The 25,173-nt window shown below is 66.9% G+C and carries 19 protein-coding genes, 1 tRNA gene and 1 pseudogene; 6 read left to right on the top strand and 15 right to left on the bottom strand.

Annotated features, from left to right (window positions below; genetic code table 11):
- The first annotated feature begins 27 nt into the window (after positions 1–27).
- From FHS96_RS01345 to FHS96_RS01335, 3 genes are all read left to right on the top strand, one after another.
- A complete protein-coding gene (locus FHS96_RS01345) occupies positions 28–1,059 on the top strand; it encodes an alpha/beta fold hydrolase (RefSeq protein ID WP_429587455.1) in 1,032 nt (343 codons plus the stop codon).
- On the top strand, positions 1,056–1,556 hold the full coding sequence (locus tag FHS96_RS01340) for a cytochrome P460 family protein (protein ID WP_429587453.1): 501 nt from the start codon (positions 1,056–1,058) through the stop codon (positions 1,554–1,556). The genes FHS96_RS01345 and FHS96_RS01340 overlap by 4 nt, the downstream gene beginning before the upstream one ends.
- 75 nt (positions 1,557–1,631) lie before the next feature.
- Complete coding sequence (locus tag FHS96_RS01335) at positions 1,632–2,363, top strand: SDR family oxidoreductase (protein ID WP_429587452.1); 732 nt, start codon at positions 1,632–1,634, stop codon at positions 2,361–2,363.
- Positions 2,364–2,387: 24 nt separating this feature from the next.
- Here FHS96_RS01335 and FHS96_RS01330 read toward each other — a convergent pair whose 3' ends face one another.
- From FHS96_RS01330 to FHS96_RS01315, 4 genes are all read right to left on the bottom strand, one after another.
- Complete coding sequence (locus tag FHS96_RS01330) at positions 2,388–3,716, bottom strand: BNR repeat-containing protein (protein ID WP_429587451.1); 1,329 nt, start codon at positions 3,714–3,716, stop codon at positions 2,388–2,390.
- A gap of 95 nt (positions 3,717–3,811) precedes the next feature.
- Positions 3,812–5,689: an AsmA family protein gene (locus FHS96_RS01325; protein ID WP_429587449.1), complete on the bottom strand. Its 1,878-nt coding sequence runs from the start codon at positions 5,687–5,689 to the stop codon at positions 3,812–3,814.
- Positions 5,690–5,790: 101 nt separating this feature from the next.
- Positions 5,791–10,977, bottom strand: coding sequence for a beta strand repeat-containing protein (locus tag FHS96_RS01320; protein WP_429587448.1), 5,187 nt, complete (start codon positions 10,975–10,977; stop codon positions 5,791–5,793).
- A gap of 416 nt (positions 10,978–11,393) precedes the next feature.
- Positions 11,394–12,524, bottom strand: coding sequence for a glycerophosphodiester phosphodiesterase (locus FHS96_RS01315; protein ID WP_429587446.1), 1,131 nt, complete (start codon positions 12,522–12,524; stop codon positions 11,394–11,396).
- A 155-nt stretch (positions 12,525–12,679) separates the two neighbouring features.
- On the opposite strand from FHS96_RS01315, the gene FHS96_RS01310 reads away from it, so the two are divergent.
- The gene (locus FHS96_RS01310; protein WP_429587444.1) at positions 12,680–14,983 is read left to right on the top strand and encodes a TonB-dependent receptor; all 2,304 of its coding nucleotides are present in this window, start codon (positions 12,680–12,682) and stop codon (positions 14,981–14,983) included.
- Positions 14,984–15,143: 160 nt separating this feature from the next.
- On the opposite strand, the gene FHS96_RS01305 is transcribed toward FHS96_RS01310, so the two are convergent.
- Positions 15,144–15,953, bottom strand: coding sequence for a hypothetical protein (locus FHS96_RS01305; protein WP_429587443.1), 810 nt, complete (start codon positions 15,951–15,953; stop codon positions 15,144–15,146).
- A gap of 56 nt (positions 15,954–16,009) precedes the next feature.
- Between FHS96_RS01305 and FHS96_RS01300 the strand changes: the two genes are divergently transcribed.
- Positions 16,010–16,261 carry an XrtV sorting system accessory protein gene (locus tag FHS96_RS01300; RefSeq protein ID WP_429587442.1) on the top strand — a complete coding sequence of 84 codons (252 nt, stop codon included), beginning with the start codon at positions 16,010–16,012 and terminating at the stop codon, positions 16,259–16,261.
- Here FHS96_RS01300 and FHS96_RS01295 read toward each other — a convergent pair.
- The 8 genes and pseudogenes from FHS96_RS01295 to FHS96_RS01260 all read right to left on the bottom strand — a co-directional run bounded on the left by FHS96_RS01295 (position 16,213) and on the right by FHS96_RS01260 (position 23,892).
- The gene (locus FHS96_RS01295; protein WP_429587441.1) at positions 16,213–16,938 is read right to left on the bottom strand and encodes an exosortase C-terminal domain/associated protein EpsI; all 726 of its coding nucleotides are present in this window, start codon (positions 16,936–16,938) and stop codon (positions 16,213–16,215) included. The genes FHS96_RS01300 and FHS96_RS01295 overlap by 49 nt on opposite strands.
- Entirely contained in the window at positions 16,931–17,848 is a 918-nt protein-coding gene (xrt, locus tag FHS96_RS01290; protein WP_429587440.1) for an exosortase, read from the bottom strand. Before xrt ends, FHS96_RS01295 begins: the two co-directional genes overlap by 8 nt.
- Before the next feature lie 84 nt (positions 17,849–17,932).
- A pseudogene (locus FHS96_RS01285) lies at positions 17,933–18,040 on the bottom strand (PEPxxWA-CTERM sorting domain-containing protein); the annotation flags it as partial.
- A gap of 850 nt (positions 18,041–18,890) precedes the next feature.
- Entirely contained in the window at positions 18,891–20,162 is a 1,272-nt protein-coding gene (gene clpX, locus FHS96_RS01280) for an ATP-dependent Clp protease ATP-binding subunit ClpX (RefSeq protein ID WP_429587439.1), read from the bottom strand.
- A 171-nt stretch (positions 20,163–20,333) separates the two neighbouring features.
- Positions 20,334–20,984 carry an ATP-dependent Clp endopeptidase proteolytic subunit ClpP gene (gene clpP / locus FHS96_RS01275; RefSeq protein ID WP_429587438.1) on the bottom strand — a complete coding sequence of 217 codons (651 nt, stop codon included), beginning with the start codon at positions 20,982–20,984 and terminating at the stop codon, positions 20,334–20,336.
- A gap of 87 nt (positions 20,985–21,071) precedes the next feature.
- On the bottom strand, positions 21,072–22,004 hold the full coding sequence (locus FHS96_RS01270) for a glycosyltransferase family 2 protein (RefSeq protein ID WP_429587437.1): 933 nt from the start codon (positions 22,002–22,004) through the stop codon (positions 21,072–21,074).
- Between the two features lie 75 nt (positions 22,005–22,079).
- On the bottom strand, positions 22,080–23,744 hold the full coding sequence (gene tig, locus FHS96_RS01265; protein WP_429587436.1) for a trigger factor: 1,665 nt from the start codon (positions 23,742–23,744) through the stop codon (positions 22,080–22,082).
- A 63-nt stretch (positions 23,745–23,807) separates the two neighbouring features.
- Positions 23,808–23,892, bottom strand: a tRNA-Leu gene (locus FHS96_RS01260).
- 111 nt (positions 23,893–24,003) lie between these two features.
- Between FHS96_RS01260 and FHS96_RS01255 the strand changes: the two genes are divergently transcribed.
- A complete protein-coding gene (locus tag FHS96_RS01255; protein WP_429587435.1) occupies positions 24,004–24,195 on the top strand; it encodes a hypothetical protein in 192 nt (63 codons plus the stop codon).
- Positions 24,196–24,241: 46 nt separating this feature from the next.
- Here FHS96_RS01255 and FHS96_RS01250 read toward each other — a convergent pair whose 3' ends face one another.
- Together FHS96_RS01250 and FHS96_RS01245 are read right to left on the bottom strand one after the other, a co-directional pair.
- On the bottom strand, positions 24,242–24,496 hold the full coding sequence (locus FHS96_RS01250) for a hypothetical protein (RefSeq protein ID WP_429587434.1): 255 nt from the start codon (positions 24,494–24,496) through the stop codon (positions 24,242–24,244).
- A gap of 80 nt (positions 24,497–24,576) precedes the next feature.
- Positions 24,577–25,173 (bottom strand): hypothetical protein, encoded by a 597-nt coding sequence (locus FHS96_RS01245; protein WP_429587433.1) that lies wholly within the window; start codon positions 25,171–25,173, stop codon positions 24,577–24,579.

Genomic DNA, 25,173 nt, shown 5'->3' with positions numbered 1-25,173 from the left:
CAAGCCTTAAACCTCAAGGAAAAGACGATGCCCGTTGCCGATGCCATCCAACGCCGCGCCTTCCTCGCTTCCGCGGTATCCGGCGCCGCCGCCGCGCTGATCCTGCCGACGGATCGTGCATCGGCGGCAGTGCCTGCCGCCGCCGCGCCGGGGGGCTTCGGCACGCTGCGCCATGTGCGCACCGACCTGCTCGACATCGCCTATCTCGACATGGGGCCGCCGAAGGGCCGGCCGGTGCTGCTGTTCCATGGCTGGCCCTATGACGTCCACACCTATGCCGATGCAGCGCCGATCCTCGCGGCGGCGGGCTATCGCGTGATCGTGCCGCACCTGCGCGGCTATGGCCCCACCCGCTTCTTGTCCGACACCACGCCGCGCAACGGTCAGCAGGCAGCGCTGGCGCAGGATGCGCTCGACCTGATCGACGCATTGGGCCTCGAAAAGCCGATCGTCGGCGGCTGTGACTGGGGCGCACGCACCGCCTGCATCGTGGCGGTGACGCGGCCCGAGCAGGTTCGCGCGCTGGTTTCGGTGAGCGGCTATCTGATCGGCAGCCGGGCGGCGAACGTGAAGCCGCTCTCGCCCGAGGCCGAGCGTGCCTGGTGGTATCAATATTATTTCGCCACCGAGCGCGGCCGGCAGGGCTATGCCGCCAACACCCACGCCTTCGCGCGGCTGATCTGGCAGACGGCGTCGCCCAGATGGGCGTTCGACGATGCCACCTTCGCCCGCTCCGCGGCGTCGCTTGACAATCCCGACCATGCCGCGATCGCGATCCACAATTATCGCTGGCGGCTGGGCCTGGCCGAGGGCGAGGCCCGCTATGACGCGCTCGAGCACCAGTTGGCGGCCTTCCCCTCGATCCGCGTGCCCACGATCACGCTGGAAGGCGATGCCAATGGCGCGCCGCACCCGCTGCCGCAGGATTATCGCAAGCGCTTCGAGGGGCGTTACGAGCATCGCCAGAGCAACGGCGGCATCGGCCACAACCTGCCGCAGGAGGCGCCCCGCGATTTCGCCCGCGCGATCATCGATGTGGACAGGATGGCGGGATCATGAAGGGCGCGCGCCTGTTGTTCGCGGGCGGCGCGGCGGCATTGCTGGCAGGTGCCGCGGCGCCCGCCGCCCAGGCCCCCGCCGCCGCCGCGCCGATCTATGGCGTGTCGATTCCCGAGGGCTATCGCGGGTGGGAGCTCATCGCCCCCGCGACCGAGGATGCGCCGTTCGACGAACTGCGCGTCGTGCTCGGCAACCCCGTGGCGGCCGAGGCCTTTCGCCGCGGCACTCGCCCCTTTCCCGATGGCGCGGTGCTGGTGAAGCTGGCGTGGAAGCGCAAGCCCTCCACCGACTTCGCCACCGCGACGATCCCGGGGGAGGCGACCACCGTGCAGGTGATGGTGAAGGATGCCGCTCGCTATCGCGCCAGCGGCGGCTGGGGCTTCGGCCGCTTCATCGCCGGGCGGCCGGTGGACGAGGCCCAGCACCGCGCCTGTTTCGCCTGCCACGACGCGCGCGTGGCCGACCGCGACTGGGTGTTCACCCGCTACGCGCCCTGACCCATGGCGCGGCTGAGGAAGTCGCGCATTTTTTTCGCCCAATTTTGGAATAAATAGTCAAGAAAGGAAGTTGTCATGCAGCAGGATCACAATAAGGTTGCGCTGGTTTTCGGTGGCTCGCGTGGGATCGGCGCGTCGATCGTCAGGCGATTGGCGACTGATGGATACAGGACCGCCTTCACCTATGTTTCGAGCGAGGGCGCCGCGCGCGACCTGGCCGCCGGCATCGGGGCGGATGGCGGCACCGCGCTGGCGATCCGCGCCGACAGCGCAGAGCCGCGCGACATCGCCAACGCCGTCACTCGCACCACGGAGCAGTTCGGGCGGATCGACGCGGTGGTGGTGAATGCGGGGCTGTTCCGCATGGCGCCGGTCGACACGGTGACGCTGGAGGATCTGGATGCGATGCTGGCCGTCAACGTCCGTGGGGTGTTCCTCGCCATCCAGGCGGCTGCCGGCGCGATGAACGATGGCGGCCGCGTGGTGACGATCGGCAGCAATGTCGCGATCCACACCGGCATGGCCGGCGCCAGCGTCTACCAATTCACCAAGGCGGCAGTGGCGGCGATGGTGAAGGGCATCGCGCTCGATCTCGCGCCGCGCGCCATCACGGTAAACAATGTGCAGCCGGGGCCGACGGACACCGATCTCAACGCAGGCGCGCTCGACCTACTCGCCGAGCGGAGCCCGCTGAAGCGCGTCGCCAGCCCCGACGAGATCGCCGGCCTCGTCGCCTATCTGCTGCGCGATGAGGCCGGTTATATGACCGGCAGCAGCGTGACGATCGACGGCGGCTTCACGCTCTGACGCAAATGGCCGCGCCCTGCCGCATCAGCGCGGCACCAGCAGGCGCAGCACGGTCGGCTCGGGAATATCCTCGCTTGGCAGGTCGCGGTGGGGCGGGCGCGTGGGCCAGGCGAGGAGGATGCCGCTGTCGCCGGGATCTTCGACGCTGTTGAGCTGCATTTCCGTCGGCACCGCCACCCGCCCGGCCAGCCGCTCCGCCATCCCCTGCCCCGGCAGTTCGGCGACGCGCTTCAAGGTGGCGGCGTCGAGCAGGAAGTCGATGGGCTTGCCGTCGCGGATCACCGGCACGCAGATGCGATCCTTGCCCCCCGGGCGGGCGCCTTCCACGAACAGCCGGCTGTCGAGCGAGCCGCCGCCGCCGAAATCCCAGCGGAAGCCCTTCCAGTTGCTCACCTGCGCGCGCGTCCAGCCGCTGGCATCGCGGCGGGCGACGTGGATCTGCGTGTCTCCGGCCGCATCGAACTTGTGATAGGTGATCATCACCCGCCCGGCCGGATCGAAGCCGATCACGGTGTTGTTGTTGATCATGCCGCCCTTCACCGGCACCGGATCGACGATCTCCGCCGCGGCGAGCCGGATCGGCAGCGACAATGGGCGCCCATCCGATCGTTCCCAATGCACCAGATCGGTACTGCGCGCGTAGGAGAGATCATGGTTGGTCTCCGCCATCGGCGTGTCACGCCAGACCCAGGCGACGTGGAAGCGACCGTCCGGCCCTGAGACCGGGCCCATGAAATAGGCGTTGCGCTTGCCCTCGCCATCGGTCAGCGGCGCCTGCAGCAACGGACGCCACCGCCCGCTCGCAGCGTCGTAGACATTGTAGATCTCATTGCCGTTGCCGCTGCCGCCGTCGCGATATTTCAGGATCAGGCGGCGTTCGGCATCGCGCAGGAAGATCGGATAGGTCATGCGCCGTTCGCGCGCCGCATCCACCATCACCGCCTCGCGCCGCAATGTGCGGACGTCGCCCGCTGCCGTGGTGCGGAAATAGACCAGCGGGTCGCGGTGCAGATTGCCGACGACATGAAGCTGTCCGGCCTCGTCCACCGCCATCGCGATCGAATTGTGACTGTCCCACCCCAGCCAGCTGTCGACCTTGTGATAGGTCCAGTCATCCGCATCGCGCGGGCGGGAAGCGATGCTGAGCTGGCGGTTGGCATCATAATAGCCGACGAAGATGCGCGCATCCGTGACGACAAGCGCGAAGCGCGCGGCATGGCCGGACCACACCCGGTCGATCGCGGAGACGGCCATCGGCCGCTCCGGCGCGGCCTCGGCGCCGCAGCCGCCGGCAGCCTGCGCGGCGATCGGTGATGTCAGGAGCGTTGCGGCGAGGGCGAGGCGGAACAGCATGGGCCGGAGCGTAGGGGGTGCGGTGGGGGATGCAAAGGCTGCGCGCCGCTGTGGCAGTCCGGGCCCCTCCTCTGAAGAGGAGGGGCCGAAATCCGCTACCGCATCGTCGCGCGGGTCAGCGCGGCGCAGTCGGCATCGCTGGCCTGCGCGCGGTCCTTGCCGCCGATCGCGCGGCCGACCATCTTCAATATGCCCTTCGCGGATTTCGCCTCCGCAGGGATCTGCACGTCCGGCGCCTTGATGGTGCCGCGGATCGGCACCGATCCGTGCAGCCGCAGGAAGGCGCGGCCCTTGGGCAACCCGCGCAGCTCCAGCGCCAGCCGCTCGTCGGCAAGGTTGATGCGGCCGCTGGCGCGGGTGTGCGCGCGCGAGGTGTCGATCAGCAGCGGGTTCGGCCGCGCCACCCCGTCCGCCACGTCCAGCCGGACGATGAGGCAGCGCAGCACTGCCTGCTTGTCCTGGTCCACGGTGATGCCCTTGATGATGTCCTGCCCAAGCAGAGAAGCGGTGCGGGCCGGCAATCTGCCGTCGGTCGCGACCAGCGCCACCGTGCCGCGCGAGCGGCCGATCGCCTGCCGCACGGTTACGCCGGGCCCGGTCAACCGGATCCGCCCGACCAGATGGCCGTCCGCGCCGGTATCGGGCACGAAATCGATCAGCCGTCCGCCGGCGATCCGCACGTCGACGTTCAGCACCGGACCGCCCTTGCGTTGATCGACCATCAGCCGGCCCGCCAATGTGCCATGGTCGAGCCCCATCCGGATCGGATCGAGCGTCAACCGGCTGCGATCAAGCACCAGGTCGACGTCGAGCGAGCGGAACGGCGAGGATCCCGGCCACAGCAATCGATCGACGTGCAGGCTGAGCTTGCCATCGGTGCGGGCGACCGTCGCGAGGTCGATCGCGGTATCCGGAATCAGCCGATCGCCGAAACGACGGCGCTTGGCGGCGGCAAGCCTGCGCCCCTCGGCGGACGAGAGGTCGTCGAAATCGAAGCGCCGCGCCCGCACCGCGCCATCGATCCGGGTGCGGCCATCACGCTTGAGCACGGTGGCATGGCCGGCGATGTCGGACCGGCCGATGCGCCCGTCGAGCGCCGCGATCGTCCAGTCGCGGCCGTTGCGCACGACATCGGCGGAGATCGTCACCGGCTGCGTCGCCGGCAGCCCCGCCTCGATGATCGCATCGAGCACTTCGAGATCGATCGCGTGACCTGTCACGTGCCCGCGCAGGTGCGCGACGTCGAGCGGGGCGGGCATGCTGCCCTTGAGGGTGGCGCCGACCGCCTCGCCCTCGATCGCGGCCGAAAAGGGCCAGCTTTTGCCGTCCGGATGATCGAGAATGGGCGCGCCGCTGGCCACGACAGTGACGGCATGGCCGTGCACCGCACCGTTGCCCGACACCCGCAGGCCGCGGCCATCGACGGCGACGGCGGCGTCGAACTGCCGGTTCTGCCGGTCGTCATGATAGCGCACGCGGCTGTCGCGTACGATCAATGTGCGGAGCGCTGGCCGCGACGCCGAACCATCCCGCTCAGGGGCGCCCGACCAGTTGCTCCAGCCATCGGCCCCGCGATAGAGCGCAAGCCGTGCGCCGCTTACCTCAAGCGTTTCAAGCGCGGATCCGCCGGTGATCAGGGCCGGCACCGAAATGCGCGCCCGCGCGGAACCGATCCGCGCCAGATCGCCCAGCCCCGCCGCACGCGGCACCCGCGCAGGCTGGGGAATGCGGATGTCGGCAAGCCGCAGGGTCGGGTGAAACGAGAAGACGTCTTCGCGTGAGAGCGCGCCGATGGTCACCGGCTTGCCGATCCGCTCGCTCAGCCGCCGTTCGGCGACGCCCTTCAGCAGCCCCCAAGGAAACATCGCGAGCAGCAGGACCGCGGCGACCAGCAGCACCGCCACCACGATCGCGGACCGCATGGCGATTTCGCGCCACTTCCTCTGCCGCGCGCTCGGGGCGGTGGCTTCCATCCAGCGGTCCTTCCCTCCAGGCCGCCGACGAATATCGCCGCCCATCGCCCCGCCCCTTGAACGCGTAGCGGGAGGGTTTGGTTCAGGCGAGGGCCCGAGGATCAGAGAATGAAGTCGGCCACCGTGAGGGACTGCATGGTCGTGACGATGATCGCAAAATCCGAGATCGCATCGCCATTGACGTCACCCTGGACGACCTGATTTCCGCCGGACGCAACCGAGATCAACTGACCGGCGATCCCGGTGAATGCGGTGACGAAAGCGAAGCCATCGTCCGCTCCGCCGTCGATCGCATCGATCCCAGACAGGTCGATCCGGTCTCCTGCCGCGCCCGAGAAATCGGCGATGCGATCCTGCGCGGCCACGCTCGAATCGCCGATTGCCGCGTAGACGAACCGGTCGGCACCGCCACCGCCCGTCAGCACATCCTGCCCGGCGCCACCGGTGAGGATGTTTGCCGCCGCCGAACCCGTCAGCGTATCGCCGAAGCCGGTCCCGACGACATTCTCGACGTTGACGATCGTATCGGTGCCCTGGCCCCCACCCATCGCCTGCGCGGTGACGATGCCGAGATTCACCGTCACGCCGGTCACCGTCGCACCGAACCTCAGCGTGTCGATGCCGGCGCCGCCATCGATGCTGTCATTGCCGGCACCGGCGGCGATCAGATCGTCGCCATTGCCGCCCTTCAGCACATCGTTGCCCGATCCGCCGTCCAGCGTGTCATTGGCGCTGCCGCCGTCGAGCATGTCGTTGCCCAGCCCCCCGATCAGGGTGTTGAGCTGGGCGTTGCCGGTCAGGACGTCGTCGAAGTTCGACCCCGTGAGGTTTTCCGCCGACGCGATCGTGTCGATGCCGGCCCCGCCCGTGTCCTGCGCCGTCGTCACCATCAGGCTCACCGTGACGCCCGCCGTCGCGGTCGCATAGCCGATCGTGTCCGAACCGGCGCCACCCGTCAGGATGTCATTGCCGCCGCCGCCCACCAGCGTATCGTTGCCGCCATTGCCGATCAGCACATTGTCCGCATCATCGCCGGTGAAGACGTCGTCGAACCCCGAACCGTTGAGATTCTCGATCCCGGATAGGGTGTCGGCCCCCGCCCCGACCGTCGTCTGCACGCCTGTGATGGTGAGGTTGACGCGCGCGCCCGCGGTTGCGGACGCATAGTTCGCGGTGTCCACGCCGGCACCACCGATCATCACGTCATTGCCGACACCGCCAACCAGCACGTCATTGCCATCGCCGCCGTTCAGGCTGTTGCCATATTGGTTGCCTGTCAGACTGTCGTCGAACGCGGTCCCGATGAGATTTTCGACGTTGCGGATCGTGTCGATCCCCGCACCGCCGGTGGCCTGCGCCGACTGGCTGAGCAGGTTGACCGTCACCGCGGCGCCGACCAGCGAATAGTCGAGCGTATCCACGCCCGATCCACCGTCGACGAGATCATTACCAAGGTCGCCGGAGATCAGATCATTGCCAAGTCCACCGATCATCCGGTTGTCCCCGGCATTGCCGGTCAACACATCGTTGAAGGCGGAACCGGTGAGACCTTCGATATCCAGCAGCAGCTCGTTGCCACCGCCGCCCGTGTTCTGAATCCCGTCGATCGACAGGCTGACGGTGACGGCGGAGGCTGCCGTGGCATAGCTGACCATGTCGGCCCCGCTGCCGCCATCGTAACGATCATCGCCATCGCCGCCGACAAGCGTGTCGTCGCCCTCACCGCCCGACAGTATGTCGTTGCCGGCAAGACCGGTCAGAACGTCGAGCCCGGCACCACCCTCGATCACATTGTCGTCGAGCGTACCGGTGAGTTGGTCGTTGAACGCGCCACCGATCAGGTTTTCGAAGCCGACAAGCGTATCGGCACCCGCGCCGACCGTGTTCTGCGCCACGGTGAGCCCGAGATTGACGTTCACCCGCGCGATCGCATCCGCATAGCTGAGCGTGTCGATCCCCTCGCCGCCCGACAAACTGTCCTTGCCGGCACCGCCCGCGATCAGGTCGTCACCGGCGCCGCCGTCGATGCTGTCATTGCCCGCACCGCCATCGAGCCGATTGGCACCGCCATCGCCCGCCAATCGATCCGCGAAATCGGTTCCGATCGCACCCTCGATCGAGATCAGTACATCGGATGCGTCGCCGATGACGCCGGTCGAGAAATCGACGACGACGCCGGTCGTCATGCCCGCGAAGGATATGCTGTCGATGCCGGTGCCGCCATCGAGCGTGTCGATGCCATCGCCGCCGATCAACAGATCATTGCCCGCGCCACCGACAAGATGGTTGGCGCCCGCATTGCCGATCAGGATATCGTCGAACGCCGAACCGATCACGCCCTCGATCCCGGTCAGCGTATCGATGCCGCCGCCGCCCGTCTGCTGCGCGCCGGCCTGCCCGAGATCGACGCGGACCGCGCCCGCCGCATCCTGATAGACGGCGATATCGAAACCCTCGCCGCCATCGAGCCCGTCTCCGCCGGCACCGCCCTGGAGCCAATCGTCGCCGGCGCCGCCCTGCAGCGCATCGTCACCGGCGCCGCCGATCAGGTCATTGGCGCCGCCGTCACCGCTCAACCGATCGGCGAAATCCGAGCCGACCAGATTTTCGATCCCGGTCAGCAAGTCATTGCCGGCCCCGCCACTGTTCTGGCGGACCGTCAGCGCGAGGTCGATCGAGACGCCTGCGGTCGCACGCGCATAGGACAGGGTGTCGATGCCCGCGCCCCCGGCAATCATGTCGTTGCCGGCGGCATCATCGAAATGGTTGGCGAGCGCATTGCCGGTCAGCACATCGTCGAACTGCGAGCCGATGAGATTCTCGACACCGGAGATCGTGTCATTGCCGGCGCCACCGGTCGCCTGCGCGGTGGTCAGGCCAAGGTTGACCGTTACGCCCGCCGCCGCATCGGCATAGCTCGCGGTGTCGATGCCATCGCCACCGATCAGGCTGTCATTCCCGGCACCGCCATCGAGCAGATCGTCGCCGCTGCCGCCGGTGAGGCTGTCATTGCCGGCGCCCCCCTCCAGACGATCGGCGCCCGCACCGCCGTTGACGGTCTCCGCCTGCATGCTCCCATAGAATATGTCCGCGCCGTCACCGGTGACCACGGTGATGCCGTTGTTGTTGAGCGTCGTCGCGTTCAGCGCCCGCATGTCGAGCACATCGTCACCGGCGCTGCCGTTGAAGGTTCCGCGCACGACTTCCACGCCGACGACGGCCGCCTCACCCGCATAGCCATGTGCGCCATCGGTCAGCATGTCGGTGCCGGTGCCACCCTGCAGCACGCCGACGAATGTGCCGGATACGGAAATCGTGTCATTGCCGTCACCGCCGTCGATGATGTCGGCGGATCCCGACGATCCGATCGTGTCGTTGCCGCTGCCGCTGCCGCCGAAAAGCCGGTTAGCACCGGCGCCGCCACTCAGCGAATCATTGCCGGCACCGCCATCCAGCCAATCATCCCCGGCACCACCCGTGATGGCATCGCGCGCGACGCCCCCAAGAACGACGTCATTGCCATCGCCCGCGTCGGTGGACAGATCCTTGGTCGCCAGCCCGCTCGCGGTCAGCCCGGTCATGTCGAGCGCATCGTCACCCGCCGACCCCGTAAGCCTGGCGACCTCGACCTTCTCGAAATTCCTGAACTCGGTGACGCCGGTATAGCGGCCGACGCCACCGGGTATGCCGAACGTGTCGACGCCTTCGCCGCCATCGACAAAGCCGCTCATCTGGCCATTGCCGCTGAAACCGACCGTATCGGCGCCTGCCCCGGCCGAGACGCTGTCGATGCCATCGATCGTGACAAGGTCGCGACCCGATCCACCGATGATGCTGTTCACACCCAGGCCGCCGCGCAGATAGTTGTTGCCGTCCCCGCCGTTCAAAACGTCGTCGCCCGCGCCGCCGGACAGTTCGTCATCACCGCCCCCCGCGAGGATGACATCGTTTCCGCTGCCGCCGTCGACCTTGAGCACGCGCGACGCCACCATCGAGCCGCCGCTGAGATCGAGCACATCGTCGCCCGCTGCGCCGGTCAACGTGCCCGCCAGCTTCTCAAAGCCGACGATCGTATCGACAACCCCGCTGAACGTCACATTTTCGAAGAAGAGTTCGTCGATACCCGTCCCGCCATCGGCCCGCCGGGTCATGCCACCGCGGAAAATGACATAATCGTCGCCCGATCCGCCATCGATCACATCGGTGTTGCTGCGGCTGTCGATATCGTCATTGCCGCCACCGCCGCTCAACAGGTTGGCGCCGCCGCCACCGTTGATGAGGTCGCGCTCGCTGCCGCCGCGGATGATATCATCGCCCGCCAGACCGGTGATCGTAAGCTCCCCACCGCTGGCGATGACGATGCTGGTCAGGTCGATCGTTCCGCCGGTCGCCACTGCGGTCAACTGGCCGCCGACCCTCTCCACGTTTGCGAAGGACGCGGCCGCCGAGCTGCGATCGAAGGTCGCCCCCGACGTGAACAACAGCGAATCCGTGCCGTCTCCGCCATCGACCTGCGCCGAAATGATGCCACCCAACTCGATCTGATCATTGCCGGTCCCGCCATCGGCGGACCCGCCGGTGCCGGACAGCGTAAGCACATCGTTGCCGCTGCCGCCCGAAAGCGTGTCCCGTCCGCTCCATCCCGACAGCTCGTCATCGCCGCCATTGCCGATCAGGATATCGTCGCCGGCATTGCCCTGAAAGCGGTCGATCTCGGCACCGCCCATGAGCATGTCGTTGCCGGCGCCGCCCTCGACATCGAGATAGGGCCAGGAATCGGGCGTGGAGGTGGCTGAGGACACGTCGAGAAAATCATCACCGGCAGTGCCGATGATAAATCCGCTGACCTTTTCGACACCATCCGTCACGATCCGCGTGAAATCGGAATAGTTGATGTCGAAGCTGTCGATGCCGCTACCGCCCCGAAAGGTGCCGTTGAGCATGGTCGCCCCGCCGATCCGGCTGCCGCTACCGCCGGCAAGCCGGTCGTCTCCCGCGCCACCATCCAGCGCATCGCCGACACCGTCGGCAATCAATTCGTCATTGCCGGCACCGCCGTTCAGGATGTTGGTTCCGGCGCCGCCGTACAGCACGTCATTGCCGCCATCGCCGTTGAGCGTGTCATTCCCCGCCCCTCCCGACAGCGTGTCGGTACCATCCCCACCGTTCAGCAGGTCGGCTTCGCCCAATCCGTTGAGCGTGTCATCGCCGGCAAGACCATTGAGCGTATCGCCAGCCGCCGTGCCGTCCAGCGTGTCGTTCCCGATCGTACCGTTGATAACCGTCACCGAACGCCTCCCCAAGCAGCCCGCGGAAGAACGACCCGTCGACATGCATCCGCACATCGACATGAGCGATCGATCCGTTCGGCTGAAACCCCACCCAAGCCCGCGTCATGCGGCTACCCCGATAGCCCCACGACTCGAATATTCGATGCAAGATTTAACGACGCTGCTTCCCCGCGCAATCGCGATTGCATCGGGTTATCGCATCATATCAGCCACATCGAATCATCAACATTGGCTGTTCGCCACTGCGCGCCGTCAATAGGCGTAGCCGTTGTACGAAATAGGCAGCGGCGTGCTGTCTCGTTCCATCAACGAAACAGGACGCGACAGTCTCAACACCCCGCCAATCCGAGCGATGTGGTTGATCACCGGCAGGTCGACCGCTCCCCCTTGCTCCACACCAGGGCGTTTCGTGATCAGCCCAGCGCCTTCAGCCCCACAGCCGGATCATCGGTGAAGAAGCCGTCGATCCCGGTCGCCAGATAGCGGCGGATCTCGGCGATCGAGCCTCGCTCGTTGCGCGCGTCATCCCCCGCACCATCGCGAAAGTCGGCGGCGAGGAAACGGTTTTCGGGGCGGAAGGTGTAGGGCATCACCTTCAGGCCGGCGCGGTGCGCATCCGTCACCAGCGGGCGGTGTGCAGCAAGGCGAGCGTCGGGCCCCAGCGGGATGATGCTGCGCGTCCACGGGCCGATCGCGTCGGCATAAAGCGCGATCGCGGCGAGGCCGGCAGGGGTCATCATCGCGGCATAGTTCGGCGCGGCGCCGTCGGCGGGCTTCGCTGCGTCCTCGTCGAGCAGTTGCAGCAAGGTAATGTTGCTGGGGCGGCCGAGTTTGCCGCGCAGAGCGCGCAGATTGCCGACCTCGAACGACTGGATCACCAGCGGCGCGCGCTGCGCGTAGCGATGCGCTTTCAGCACCGCCAGGAAGCGATCCTCCAGCGGCAGGCCGATGCCGGCGAAATAGGTCGAATGCTTGAGTTCGGGAACGAGCCCGATCAGCCGCCCGCGCGCCGCAGCCTCGGCGGCGGCGAAGTCGATCATCTCTTCGAAGGTGATGATCTGGAACTCGCCGTCGAACGTGCGGCTTTCCGGGCGCACCGCGCCCAGCCGCTCGGTGGCGCGCAGCGTCTTCAGTTCGGCGAGGGTGAAATCCTCGGTGAACCAGCCCTGCTGGCGGACGCCGTCGATCATCTTCGTCGTGCGGCGGCCGGCGAACTCGGCACGCGTCGCCACATCGCTGGTCTCGGCGATATTATTCTCATGCCGCACCACCAGCACGCCATCGCGCGTGGCGACGAGGTCGGGCTCGATATAATCGGCACCGTCCGCGATCGCCCTGGCATAGGCGGCAAGCGTATGTTCGGGGCGTAGCGCGGAGGCGCCGCGATGCGCGAACAGCAGCGGCCGGGCGGGCACCGCGGCACCGATGGCGCTCCCGACGCCTCCGGCACCAGCCAGGACCGCGCCCGTGCTCACCCCCGCCCCGATGCGCAATGCGTCGCGCCGCCGATATCCCATCGCCCTGCCGTCCCGATCCTCTGTCATCCCCGCCCTCTCGCAGACGCATGTTGCAGTTCGACGAAGGCCATGGTCCGCCCGTCGACCTGTCATCGTTACGCCTTCGAACCGTCATCGCAGTGCAAGCGTGCGCGGCCACAGGGCGCGCTGGCCTTAGAGAGCCGATATCCAGGGAGAATCCAATGTCATTCCGTCGTGCCCGCCTGCTGGCGGGGGCTGCCCTTCTTGCCGTGCTCGCCACCCCCGCCTTCGCGCAGGAAGAAACCGCACCGGCGCCCGCCGTCGACGAGGGCGAGGATATCGTCGTCCTCGGCTTCGGCCAGGCCCGCCAGGTGCAGACCGTGACCGCCGACGATCTGTCGCGCCTCACCGCGGGATCCAGCCCGCTGAAGGCGCTGGACAAGCTGCCGGGCGTCAATTTCCAGTCAGCCGATGCGTTCGGCGCCTATGAATGGTCGTCGCGCATCTCGCTGCGCGGTTTCAACCAGAACCAGCTCGGCTTCACGCTGGACGGTGTGCCGCTGGGCGACATGAGCTATGGCAATTTCAACGGCCTGCACATCAGCCGCGCGATCATCTCCGAGAATGTCGGCAGCGCCACCGTCGCGCAGGGCGCGGGTGCGCTGGGTGAGGCTTCGGTCTCCAACCTCGGCGGCACCTTGCTGTTCACCTCACGCGATCCTTCGGACACCTTCGATATCGTGGCCTCCGGCACCTATGGGTCCGACGACACCTATCGCGGTTTCGTGCGGCTGGAGACCGGCGACATCACCGGCAACGGCCTGAAGGGCTATCTGAGCTACGGCTATCTCGAAGCCGGCAAGTGGCGCGGCAACGGCGTGCAGCGCCAGCACCAGGTGAACGCCAAGCTGGTCAAGGAATTCGAGAACGGCAGCAGCATCACCGGCTTCTTCAACTTCTCCGATCGCCGCGAGCAGGACTATCAGGATCTCAGCCTCGGCATGATCGAGCGGCTCGGTTATCGCAGCGACAATCTGGCGCCCGACTGGGCGACCGCGGTGCGCATGGCGCAGGTCTATCAGAACCAGGTGACGCGCGCCGGCTCCGCCACCGCCCCGCTGCCCTTCCCGACCGTGGGGCTGACCTTCCCGTCGCCCTACCAGACGGTGGACGACGCCTATTATGATGCCGCCGGTCTGCGCCAGGATTATCTGGCCGGCGTCACGTTCGACGGCCAGCTGACCGAGCAGCTCCGCGTCGCGCTGACCGGCTATTATCACGACAATCACGGCCAGGGCATCTGGTTCACCCCCTATGTGCCCACCCCGGGCGGCGCGCCGATTTCGATCCGCACCACCGAATATGACATGAACCGCGGCGGCGCGATCGCGCGGATCAGCTACGAGACCGACGCCAACCGGCTCGAAGTCGGCGGCTGGTTGGAATCCAACGCGTTCCGCAACGCCCGCCGCTTCTACGGCCTCGCCAACCAGTCGAGCCCGTCGCGCGACACCAAGTCGTTCCAGAGCGATCCGTTCGCGACCCAGTTCGACGTGAAGTTCGATACCGAGACCTACATGTATTATGTCTCGGACAAGCTGACCCTGGGTGACCTGACCCTGACCGGCGGCTGGAAGGGCCTGCAGGTCCGCAACAGCGCGCGGCCGATCGTGGCGGGCGGCCTGGCAGCGGGCGACATCGAGGCGCGCGACTGGTTCCTGCCGCAGGTGGGCGCGGTCTACAGCCTCGGCAGCGCGGAAATCTTCGCCACCTTCACGCAGAACATGCGCGCCTTCGGTTCGGCGGCGGTCGGCCTCTCGCCCTTCGCGACCACGCAGGCCGGCTTCGACGCGATCCGCGACGAGCTGAAGCCCGAAAAGTCCGACACTTATGAACTCGGCGGGCGTCTGCGCGCCGGCGCGTTCCAGGCCTCAGTCGCCGGCTATTATGTCAACTTCACCAACCGCCTGCTCGCGCTCACCAACGGCGCCGGCATCGTCGGCAACCCGGTGACGCTGCAGAATGTGGGTGACGTGCGCAACTATGGCGTCGAAGTCACCGCGCTCTACAAGCCGATGCCGCCGCTCTCGCTGCTCGCCTCCTATTCCTACAACGAGTCGGAATATCGCGACGACGTGCTCGCGGCGAACGGCACGGTCGTCACCGCCACCAAGGGCAAGACGGTGGTCGACAGCCCCAAGCACATGCTGAAGGGCGAAGTGGTGTATGACGATGGCGCGTTCATGGGCCGCGTCGGCGCCAACTACATGTCCAAGCGCTACTTCACCTACACCAACGACCAGTCGGTGCCGGACCGGGTGCTGGTGGATGCCGCGATCGGCTACACCTTCCACGGCGACGGTTTCCTCGACGGCTTCGGCGTCGAAGCGAGCGTGACCAACCTCACCGACGAGGACTATATCTCGACGATTGGTTCGAACGGCTTCGGCGGCAGCGGCGACAACCAGACGCTGCTGATCGGCGCCCCGCGCCAGTTCTTCGTGACGCTGCGCCGCGGGTTCTGACCGGACCGACCGGACGTACGGAAGGAAGGCGCCTCTTCACCAGGGTGGAGGGGCGCTTTTCCTTTGGTCCAAGGCTCAAGCCGCGTGCGAGGCCCTCTTCCGCGAAGTGGGGGAGCGGGCATTCGGCACGCGTCTCGAACATCTCGGCGTTTCCGGTAAGTTACCGCGGCGCGAACCCTTCCTGATATGCAATCCGCGCCTGCCGCCGCAGCCCGGCGACCGCCTTGTCGACCTGCCATTGCCGCTCCCGCGCGGCGAGCGTGCGCCTGGCGCGATCCTGCTGTTCGCTGAGCGAGTGCGGCACCGGCGTCGCCTCCAGCACCACCGTGACGTATGTGGTGTCACCGATCGTGCGGTGCGCGGGCTCACCCGGGCGGAGCGCCGCAAGCTGCGCAGCGAGATCCTTCGGCAAGGTCGCGCTGTCGATCAGCGGGTCGCTGCGGTCGAACGCCACCTGCCGTTCCGTCAGTGCCGCGATCACCGCATCCATCGTCTTCGCGTCGTCGAGGCTGGCCGGGGCAAGCGCCCCTGCGCGAAAGCCGATCTGGTGGACATGGAGCGCCCGGCGCGCGGCAAACATCTGCGGATTTTCGGCGATGAAGTGCTGTACGGCGGCATCCTCCACCACCGGATCCTGATCGACCAGCGCCGCAATCGCGCGGTCCGCCAGCAGATTGTTCTCGGCGACGACGCGCTCCGCCAGGAAGGCGGGCTGGCGCGCAAGGTCGCGCCGGTTGGCCTCAGCCACCAGCAACGCGCGCTCGACCGCGCGCTTCACCAGCAGGTCGCGGTTCTTCGCCGCGTCGGCGCCGGCAAGCGACAGCCCCGCCGCGCGCGCATCAGCGTCGATCACCGCCGAGGTGATCTCGATCCCGTCTACGACTGCCACCACATCGCCCTGCGGCGCCGCCCGGATCGCCGAACAGGCGGCGAGCGCCAACATCGCCATGCCGGCCACGCCCGACATCATCGGCGCCCGCCCGAGACAGCTTGTCCTCAACGCCATTCGATGCCACGCCTTTTCGGGTGAAGACATTCTATGATTTCCTTTCCCTGGCCCTGTTTGCAGGGCTGATCGTTCTCTTCCTTCAACGCTCCGTGGGCGACTCTGAGGATCGGCACCCGATCTGGGCGTATCTTGTGCCGGCGGTCGGCTGCGCCGCGGTCAACTACGCAGGTAATGAAGGCTATACGCTTGTCGCGATCGGGCTGCTGGTGCTGGTGATCGCCTATGTCCTGGTCGTGCTGCGCCCGTTCGGCGGCCGCCCGCCGCGCTGATCGCCCAGCAGCAGCGCGCGTCCCGCCGGGTCGAGCGCGCCGCTGAGCGCCGCCGCGAACCGCGCGATCACGCTGCGGCCCCGCGCTTCGTCCGCCTCGACGGTGGAGAAGCGTACGAGCACGCCATCGGGGATGACGCCGGCGATGTTGCGCGCCGCGATCACCCGCAACTCGCCCAGCCGGCTGGTGGGGAAGGCATCGGAGATGCGGCGCCAATAGCCGACCTGTTCGGTGCGATCCTCACGCCGCGCGGTCATCACCCGTCCCGGCAAGGCGGCCCCGCCCTCGATCGGCCATGACGCCTCACCGAGCGCGACGACGGTGAAACCGGCGGCGGCATAGCAGGTCTCGGGTCGGTGCAAGGTCATCGACATGCTCTGCGCGCCGCCATGCGCGATCGACAGCATGATCGCGGGCAGATCGGGTGCTGCATAGGATCGGGCCAGCACCGCGTCGTAAAGCTGGTCCGGCACGTCCGCCTCGGGCAGTACCACCCCTTCGTCGCTGTCGATGCGCCAGTCGCCGATCGTCTCGGGCACGAGCTGCGCCAGCGGCGTGCCGGTGCGCATCTGCTCCAGCCGGCGCGGCTGCGCGGCGATGCCGGCGCCGCCCGCCAGCGCCATCGCTCCGCCGGCCAGAAAGGCGCGGCGCGAAGTGCGGGAAAACATCTCAGCCATCGGCGGTCTCCGCATTTGTCCGGCGCGGCATCTGCGGGATCAGCGCGTCGAGCAGCATCACCCCGCCAAGTGCGAGCGCGAAGCAGAGGAAGCCGAGCCCCTCGTGCAGCGGCCCCTGCGCCACGCCGACGCCCCAGAAATGCGTCATCAGCACGATGCCGATCACGCGGACGAAATTGGCGAACACCGCCAGCGCGATCGTGATCGCGGCAGCGATCGCGATGCTCACCGGATCGAGCCGGCGGCCGCGGATATGGATGTAGAAAAAGCCGATCGCCGCGAGGCTGATCAGCGAATTGATCCCCGAGCAGGCCTCCGCCACGGCGATGCGATACTGATCGACATAGAGTGTCAGCCCGCTGCGCGCGACGAGCAGCCCGAACGCATCGAGCAGCGCCACTGCCGCCTCGGTGATGCGCAGGCGCAGTCCGGAGGTGATCGCGGCGATCAGCCCGGGCGGCGGCGGCACGACGATAGCGGCGTAGAGCAGCGGAAAGCCCGCGACGCGCAGCCCCGGCAACCCCACGAACAGATAGAGCGTGGCGACCAGCGCCACGTAGAGCGCCGCCGCCTCCAGCGGCACCCAGCCGAGGATGCGGCCGATGAGATGGACGATGAGCACGCCGCCCAGCAGCACCGCGCCGATCATCGCATTGCCGGGGCTGCCCGCAGCCTTCATCTGCGGCCAGCGCCGCGCGATCATCCAGCCCGAAAGCGCCAGCAGGATCAGGCCGTAAGAGCCCTGTTCGCCGGCCCACGGCCCCTCCGCCAGATCGATCAGCGTCGGCACCGCGAGGATCGCAATGCCGCCGATCAGCGGCCAACCTGGCGCCAGCTTGCGCCGGGCCCGCGCAATATCCTCCCGTGCCGGCGGCGCCCACGCACCGCCGAGCGACGTCACCATGTCCATATGAACTCCCCATCCACCATGCCCGCGAGGCGCGAACGCACCCGCGGGCATGGCCAGTTCAGTCAGTCGAACCGAAGCTGCCGGTCAGGCGAGGGCCGGTCGTGCGCTGTTGCGCATCCGCCGCTGCTGGCGCAGCGCGCCACCGGCAAGGCCGAAGCCGAGGATCATCAGCGCCCAGGTGCCGGGTTCGGGAGCCTGGGAAACGGGCGGATGCCCGCCACCGCCACCGCCGCCGTGACCACCGCCACCGCCGTGACCACCGCCACCGCCGTGACCACCGCCACCGCCGTGACCGCCGCCACCGCCATGGCCTCCGCCACCGCCGTGACCGCCACCGCCGCCGTAGCCGCCACCACCACCATGGCCGCCACCGCCGCCGTGACCACCGCCACCGCTATAGCCGCCGCCGGAGAAGCCTCCGGATGCGGCACCAAGCGCGCCGGTGCCGGCCGCGATGCCGGCTTGAGGATCACCGAACGAGGAAAGTCCGAATGAAGATCCGGACGTGGAAGGATCGGATGCCGCGCTCGCCGGTGCGGCGAACGCCATGAGCGCGCCCGCGCCCATCGTCAGGTAGAGTTTAACAGGTCGCATTAAGGCCTCCCTGTACGGGTGAGGCCCCCCACACGCTTCACTGCACAATCTGGTCATTGTGCAGCGCAACGCATTACGAAGAACATCATGAGCGGCGCAAAGGTTCCAGACGGCCGCGGATGCCAACACTTCGCAATGATGGCGGCCGATCGATCTCTCCACCGGATCCCGAAGACCCAGACCGACCAGCCGCCACAGCGCCAAGTGTATCAAACTCGCGGAATATCTGGATTCCCTTGCCCGCGGCTCATCGCGGGATTCGGTCGGACGGCGGTGGAGCGTGAACCATATGCGGTGAGCGGGACAAGCGGCGGTGCAACGCGGTAGAGCGCAAAGCCTGGTGAGAAGCCCCGCTCCACGAAGTGCGCTATGACAAACGCCGGGGCTTCATATACGACAAGGGCGGCGCTTCCGCGCCGCCCCGTCTCTTTCCATTCGTACGATTGGCTCAGGCGGCGTCGCCGGCCTTGCCCTTTTCCTTCTGCGCATAGACGCGCACCGGATCCTTGCGACCTTCGACGACATCCTTGTCGACGATCACCTCGTCGATACCGTCCATGCCCGGCAGGTCGAACATCGTATCGAGCAGGATCCCTTCCAGGATCGAGCGCAGGCCGCGCGCGCCGGTCTTGCGTTCGATCGCCTTCTTGGCGACCGCGGTCAGCGCCTCGTCGGTGAAGCCGAGCTTCACGCCCTCCATCTCGAACAGCTTCTGGTACTGCTTGACCAGCGCGTTCTTGGGTTCGGACAGGATCTTCACCAGCGCGTCCGCGTCAAGATCCTCGAGCGTCGCGATCACCGGCAGACGGCCGACGAATTCCGGGATCAGGCCGAACTTCAGCAGATCCTCGGGCTCGCCCTGGCGCAGCACCTCACCGGTGCGGCGCTCTTCGGGCGCCGCGACATAGGCGCCGAAGCCGATCGACTTGCCCTGCAGGCGATCCGCGATGATCTTTTCGAGGCCCGAGAAGGCGCCACCGCAGATGAACAGGATGTTGGTGGTGTCGACCTGCAGGAATTCCTGCTGCGGATGCTTGCGGCCGCCCTGCGGCGGCACCGACGCGGTCGTGCCTTCCATCAGCTTGAGCAGCGCCTGCTGGACGCCCTCGCCCGAAACGTCGCGGGTGATCGAGGGATTCTCGGCCTTGCGGCTGATCTTGTCGATCTCGTCGATATAGACGATGCCGCGCTGCGCGCGCTCGACATTATAGTCGCTGGCCTGCAGCAGCTTGAGGATGATGTTCTCGACATCCTCGCCGACATAGCCGGCCTCGGTCAGCGTCGTCGCATCCGCCATGGTAAAGGGCACGTCGAACGTCTTGGCGAGCGTCTGCGCGAGCAGCGTCTTGCCGCAGCCGGTGGGGCCGACGAGCAGGATGTTGGACTTGGCGAGTTCGACATCCGCGCCCTTGGCGCCGTGGTTGAGGCGCTTGTAGTGGTTGTGCACCGCCACCGAGAGCACGCGCTTGGCGCGGGCCTGGCCGATCACATAATCGTCGAGGACGTCGCAGATCTCCTGCGGGGTGGGCACGCCGCCATCCTTGCGGCTCACCAGCGACGACTTGGTCTCCTCACGGATGATGTCGTTGCACAGCTCGACACACTCGTCGCAGATGAACACGGTGGGCCCCGCGATCAGCTTGCGTACCTCATGCTGCGATTTCCCGCAGAACGAGCAGTACAGCGTGCTCTTGGAATCTCCACCTTGCAGCTTCGTCATCACATCATCCCCGGGCAATATGCCCTCTGGTTCAGGCCCATCCTAGCCCGCACTATTTGAAACCGGCAATGGCGAATATTGCTCCGCCATGACCCGGCCCGATGTCAGCGACGGTGCGATCGCGCACCGGGCATCCGCCCGGTCGGCCGCGATCGCGCCGCCGCCCATCATTTACGCCGCCGCCTGCGTCGGCTCTTCAGCCGGCGTCGGCCGCTTGTCGAACACCTGGTCGATCAGGCCGAAAGCCTTCGCTTCCTCGGCGCTCAGGAACTTGTCGCGCTCCATCGAGCTTTCGATCACCTCGAGCGGCTGGCCCGTATATTTGGCATACAGCTCGTTCATCCGCTGGCGAATGCGAAGGATCTCCTTCGCCTGGATCTCGATGTCGGTCGCCTGGCCCTGCGCGCCGCCGGAAGGCTGGTGGATCATGATCCGCGCATTGGTCAGCGCCACGCGCATCCCCGGCTCACCGGCGGAGAGCAGGAAGCTGCCCATCGACGCCGCCTGGCCGATGCACACCGTGCCGACGCGCGGACGGATATACTGCATCGTGTCGTGGATCGCCATGCCCGCCGTGACGACACCGCCCGGCGAGTTGATGTACATGTAGATGTCCTTCTTCGGATTTTCCGATTCGAGGAACAGCAACTGCGCGGTGATCAGCGAGGCCATATGATCCTCTACCTGGCCGGTCACGAAGATGATCCGCTCACGCAGCAGGCGCGAATAGATGTCGAAGCTCCGCTCGCCGCGATTCGACTGCTCGATGACGATCGGCACCAGAGCGTCGTGAATCTGGCCGTTTCCGAACGGGTTGTTCATGTGGAAGTGCATCCTTTGTCGCGCTTATAAGCCTTTTGCCGTTCCCCTACATCGGGTGAAAGCGGTACGGCTTCAAGGGGCCTTGCTTCAGGCGTCGATCGCGCCCGGTGCCGGATGCGAAAGATAGGCGATCCGCCGCATCTCGCGCCGCCCGTGCACCACCGTGTCGAGGATGAGGCCGCAGGCGAAGCTGAGGAAGGCAACGATGGTGAGGCCGGTCGCCAGCACGGCGGTTGGGTACCGCGGCACCAGCCCGGTCTGCAGCCAGGTGAACAGCAGCGGCAGCGCCAGGATCACCGCAGCAAGCACCAGCGCGGCACCGATGCCGCCGAAATAGAGTACCGGCCGCTCGATGCGATACAGCGTGCCGATCGTCCGGAAGATCCGCCAGCCATCGCGATAGGTCGCAAGCTTGGACGCAGAGCCTTCCGGGCGCGCCGCATAGGCGGTCACCACCTCCCCCACCGGCATGCGCAGTTCGAGCGCGTGGACGCTGATCTCGGTCTCGATCTCGAAACCGGAGGACAGCACCGGGAAGCTCTTCACGAAGCGCCGCGAAAACACGCGATATCCCGACAGGATATCGGTGAAGCTGCGGCCGAAGAGCTGCGCCAGCAGCCCGGTGAGCACGCGGTTGCCGAGGCGATGGCCGCGCCGATACGCAGCCTCCACCTCGGACGCGCGCGCACCCACGACCATGTCGAGCTGCTCGTCGAACAGCCGCTCGATCATCGCGGGGGCGGCCGCGGCGTCATAGGTCGCGTCGCCATCGGCCATCACATAGATGTCGGCCTCGATGTCGGCGAACATGCGGCGGACGACATGGCCCTTGCCCTGCATCCGCTCGGTGCGGACGATCGCACCCGCGGCGCGCGCCACCTCGATGGTGCGGTCGCTGCTGTTGTTGTCGTACACATAGACGCGCGCATCGGGCAGCGCGGCGCGGAAGCCGGCCACAGTCTGCGCGATCGCCGCTTCCTCATTATAGCATGGAAGCAGGACGGCGATGCGGGGGCTCATGCCGCGCTCCGGAAATAAGTGCCCCTCCCCCGGCGCGGGGGAGGGGTGAGTATCAAACGTCACGACGGATGACGATTACTCCGCGTCGGCCTTCTTCGCCGCCTTCTTGGCAGGCTTCTTCGCCGGCTCAGCTTCGGCCTCGCCCGCGTCGGTCGCCTCGGCGGCCTTCTTCTTGGCGGCCGGCTTCTTCGCCGGCTTGGCCTCGGCGGCCTCTTCGACGGGCGCCTCGGCGGCTTCGGCGTCCTCTGCCGGGGCGGCCTTCTTCGCCGCCGCCTTCTTGGCGGGCTTCTTCACCGGCTCGGCCTCGGCGGCGGGCTCGGCATGGTCGTGGCCATGGTCATGATCGTGCGAGTGATCATGGTGGCTGTGATCATGGCCGCAATCCGGGCCGTGGACGTGGACATTGCCGTCCTCATCCGCCTCGATCTCGGCTTCCAGCTCCTCGCGGGTCACTTCGCGGTCGCTGATCTCGGCCTTGTCGAACAGGAAATCGACGACCTTGTCCTCATAGAGCGGGGCGCGCAGCTGGGCGGCGGCCATCGGCTCCTGCTGGATGTACTGGATGAAGCGCTCGCGATCCTGCGGCGCATATTGCTGCGCGGCCTGCGCCATCAGGCGCTGCATCTCGCCCTGGCTGACCTCGACGCCGTTGGCCTGGCCGATCTCGGACAGCAGCAGGCCCAGGCGCACGCGGCGCTCGGCGATGCGGCGATAATCCTCGCGATCGTTTTCCAGTTCCTGCTTCGCGGCTTCCGGATCGGCCTCGTGGCCCGCTTCCTGCTCGAGCTGGCGCCAGATCTGGTCGAATTCCATCTCGACCATCGTCGGCGGCACTTCGAAGTCGTGCGATTCGGCGAGCTGGTCGAGCAGCTTGCGCTTCATATGGGTGCGGGTGAGCCCGTTATGCTCCTGCTCGATCTGGCCCTTGATCAGATCGCGGAGCTGATCGATGCCTTCAAGGCCGAGCTGCTTGGCGAACTCGTCGTCGGCCGCGGTCTCCTTGGGGGTCTTCACCGCCTGGATGACGAGGTCGAACGTCGCCGGCTTACCCTTGAGGTGCTCGGCGTTGTAATCCTCGGGGAAGGTCACCTCGATCGTGCGCTCGTCATTGGCCTTCACGCCGATGATCTGGTCTTCGAAGCCGGGGATGAGCTGGCCCGAGCCGATCTCGACCGACATGCCCTCGCCGGTACCGCCCTCGAAGGGCTCGCCGTCGACCTTGCCGACGAAGTCCATCACCACCAGGTCGCCGGTCGCGGCTTCATGGTCGGCGGGGGCGTCTTCGAAGCTCTTGTTCTGGCCGGCGATGCGGTTGACCGCCTCGTCGATCTGCGCGTCGGCGACGGGCACGGTCAGCCGCTCCAGCTTCAGCCCCTCGATCGACGGCGCCGGCACGTCGGGCAGCACTTCCAGCGCGACCTTGACCTCGGCATCCTTGCCGACCTCATAGCCCTCGACCAGCTCGACCGACGGCTGCAGCGCGGGGCGCAGGCGGTTGTCGGCGATCAGCTTCTGCACGCCCTCCTGGATCGAATTGTTGAGCGCGTCCTGCGCGAGCGCGGGGCCATGCAGCTTGCGGACGATGTTGGCGGGCACTTTGCCGGGGCGGAAGCCGGGCATGCGCACCTGCGGCGCCACCGACTTCACTTCCTTCTCGACTCGCGCGTCGATGTCAGCGGCGGTGATGGTCAACGTGTAGGCGCGCTTCAGGCCCTCGTTCAACGTCTCGACAGTCTGCATTGCTCGTTCGTGCCTTTATCGGGTGAATCCGTCTGGGCAGCGTCAGCGCGCAGGTGACGGGACTGGTGCGGGCGAAGGGACTCGAACCCCCACATCTTGCGATACTGGAACCTAAATCCAGCGCGTCTACCAGTTCCGCCACGCCCGCATGGACACCGCCGATCGGCGGCGTCTATAGCAATGCTGGGCCTAAGGGCAAGTCGGGCGACGGATCAAGTGCCGATCCCGCGCGTTTCTTTCACTGAAAGGAGACCGACCGATGGCCACCGTGCCCACCGATCCCACCCCCGACAGCCCGCCCGACATGCCCGCCGAGGTTCCGGACGAAATCGTGCCACCCGATGGCGACACCGATCTGCCTGCGCCGATCGACGATCCCAACACGTCCGGCGCAGTCGGCGCCGACCTGCCCGACCAGGGCAATATCGAGGGCGATCCGGACCTCGTCTAGTCCGGGCGCCCTCCCCAACTATCAGGCTGCAAAGGCCATGCGCGTGTCAGCAGACGTGCGCATAGGCCGCTCCCGCCGTCACCAGCACATTGCGCACCAGCTCAGCGGTCTCGTCATCGGCCTCGATCGAGATCGCAGGCATCAGCGCCGAACCGCCCTCGGCAATCCGCCCATCCCCCTTGCCGCGACCCTCGGGCGCGAACGCGATACCGGTGCGCTCGATGCCATATTCCTGCACCAGCCGCTCCAGCGCGCGATCCGCCTCGCGCCGCGTATCGAATTCGCCCACAACGATTTTCATTCAATCGCTCCATCGCAATGACGATCGAGCGATGAATGGACGAACGGGCAAGCGGTTCCCGTGCGGCGCGCCTCGGCGGTCTAGATCTTCACGCTATCCATCATCGCGCGAACCTCCGCGATGTTCGCGTCGTAATAATGGATCGCCGGCGCCTGGAAGTTGACGAGATACAGCTTGCCGCCGATCACCGCGGCCCGCGCCTCGCCCAGGCGGCGGAGTTCGTCTGCCTTCACCGTATAGTGATAGGTGAAGCGCACGCCGTCATGCCCGCTCAGCTTGGCCGGCTCGACTGTGTCGATCTCGAACAACGCGGTATCGAGCACGATCCGCATCGACCCCTCGAACATCTGGACGACATCGGGCGCCAGCATCTTGGACTTGAACTTGGGCAGCGGCTTGTTCTTCTTGTCCCGTTCGCGGAACAGCGCCTCGCCCTCGGTCACGCCGGCGAAAAAGGCCAGTTCGTTGAGCGCCAGCCCATCGAGCGTCCAGAGTTCACCCTTCTTCGACGGCCGCGCCGACCAGCGGTTCCAGTCGACCGCCGGCGTCACCGTCATGCTGCTCTTGGCAACCGCGACGGGCACGCCGTGCGTCATCACCTTCCAGCCCGCCGAAAGCGAAGCCACCGGCGCAACCGTCAGCGCCATCGCCAGCGCGACGGTCAATCCCTTACGCAT

The sequence above is a fragment of the Sphingomonas zeicaulis genome, from assembly GCF_050433225.1.
Classification (GTDB): Bacteria; Pseudomonadota; Alphaproteobacteria; order Sphingomonadales; family Sphingomonadaceae; genus Sphingomonas_D; species Sphingomonas_D zeicaulis.
This window is presented reverse-complemented; position numbering and strand designations above follow the sequence as displayed.

What these genes read in the sequence shown, in the direction of transcription:
- xrt (WP_429587440.1), bottom strand. Translation starts at nt 17,848, where the DNA reads ATGGACATGGTGACGTCGCTCGGCGGTGCGTGGGCGCCGCCGGCACGG.
- FHS96_RS01340 (WP_429587453.1), top strand. Translation starts at nt 1,056, where the DNA reads ATGAAGGGCGCGCGCCTGTTGTTCGCGGGCGGCGCGGCGGCATTGCTG.
- FHS96_RS01255 (WP_429587435.1), top strand. Translation starts at nt 24,004, where the DNA reads ATGGCCACCGTGCCCACCGATCCCACCCCCGACAGCCCGCCCGACATG.
- FHS96_RS01315 (WP_429587446.1), bottom strand. Translation starts at nt 12,524, where the DNA reads ATGACAGAGGATCGGGACGGCAGGGCGATGGGATATCGGCGGCGCGAC.
- FHS96_RS01335 (WP_429587452.1), top strand. Translation starts at nt 1,632, where the DNA reads ATGCAGCAGGATCACAATAAGGTTGCGCTGGTTTTCGGTGGCTCGCGT.
- FHS96_RS01295 (WP_429587441.1), bottom strand. Translation starts at nt 16,938, where the DNA reads ATGGCTGAGATGTTTTCCCGCACTTCGCGCCGCGCCTTTCTGGCCGGC.
- FHS96_RS01245 (WP_429587433.1), bottom strand. Translation starts at nt 25,173, where the DNA reads ATGCGTAAGGGATTGACCGTCGCGCTGGCGATGGCGCTGACGGTTGCG.
- FHS96_RS01250 (WP_429587434.1), bottom strand. Translation starts at nt 24,496, where the DNA reads ATGAAAATCGTTGTGGGCGAATTCGATACGCGGCGCGAGGCGGATCGC.
- clpP (WP_429587438.1), bottom strand. Translation starts at nt 20,984, where the DNA reads ATGAACAACCCGTTCGGAAACGGCCAGATTCACGACGCTCTGGTGCCG.
- FHS96_RS01305 (WP_429587443.1), bottom strand. Translation starts at nt 15,953, where the DNA reads ATGATGTCGGGCGTGGCCGGCATGGCGATGTTGGCGCTCGCCGCCTGT.
- FHS96_RS01345 (WP_429587455.1), top strand. Translation starts at nt 28, where the DNA reads ATGCCCGTTGCCGATGCCATCCAACGCCGCGCCTTCCTCGCTTCCGCG.
- FHS96_RS01270 (WP_429587437.1), bottom strand. Translation starts at nt 22,004, where the DNA reads ATGAGCCCCCGCATCGCCGTCCTGCTTCCATGCTATAATGAGGAAGCG.
- FHS96_RS01310 (WP_429587444.1), top strand. Translation starts at nt 12,680, where the DNA reads ATGTCATTCCGTCGTGCCCGCCTGCTGGCGGGGGCTGCCCTTCTTGCC.
- FHS96_RS01325 (WP_429587449.1), bottom strand. Translation starts at nt 5,689, where the DNA reads ATGGAAGCCACCGCCCCGAGCGCGCGGCAGAGGAAGTGGCGCGAAATC.
- FHS96_RS01330 (WP_429587451.1), bottom strand. Translation starts at nt 3,716, where the DNA reads ATGCTGTTCCGCCTCGCCCTCGCCGCAACGCTCCTGACATCACCGATC.
- tig (WP_429587436.1), bottom strand. Translation starts at nt 23,744, where the DNA reads ATGCAGACTGTCGAGACGTTGAACGAGGGCCTGAAGCGCGCCTACACG.
- clpX (WP_429587439.1), bottom strand. Translation starts at nt 20,162, where the DNA reads ATGACGAAGCTGCAAGGTGGAGATTCCAAGAGCACGCTGTACTGCTCG.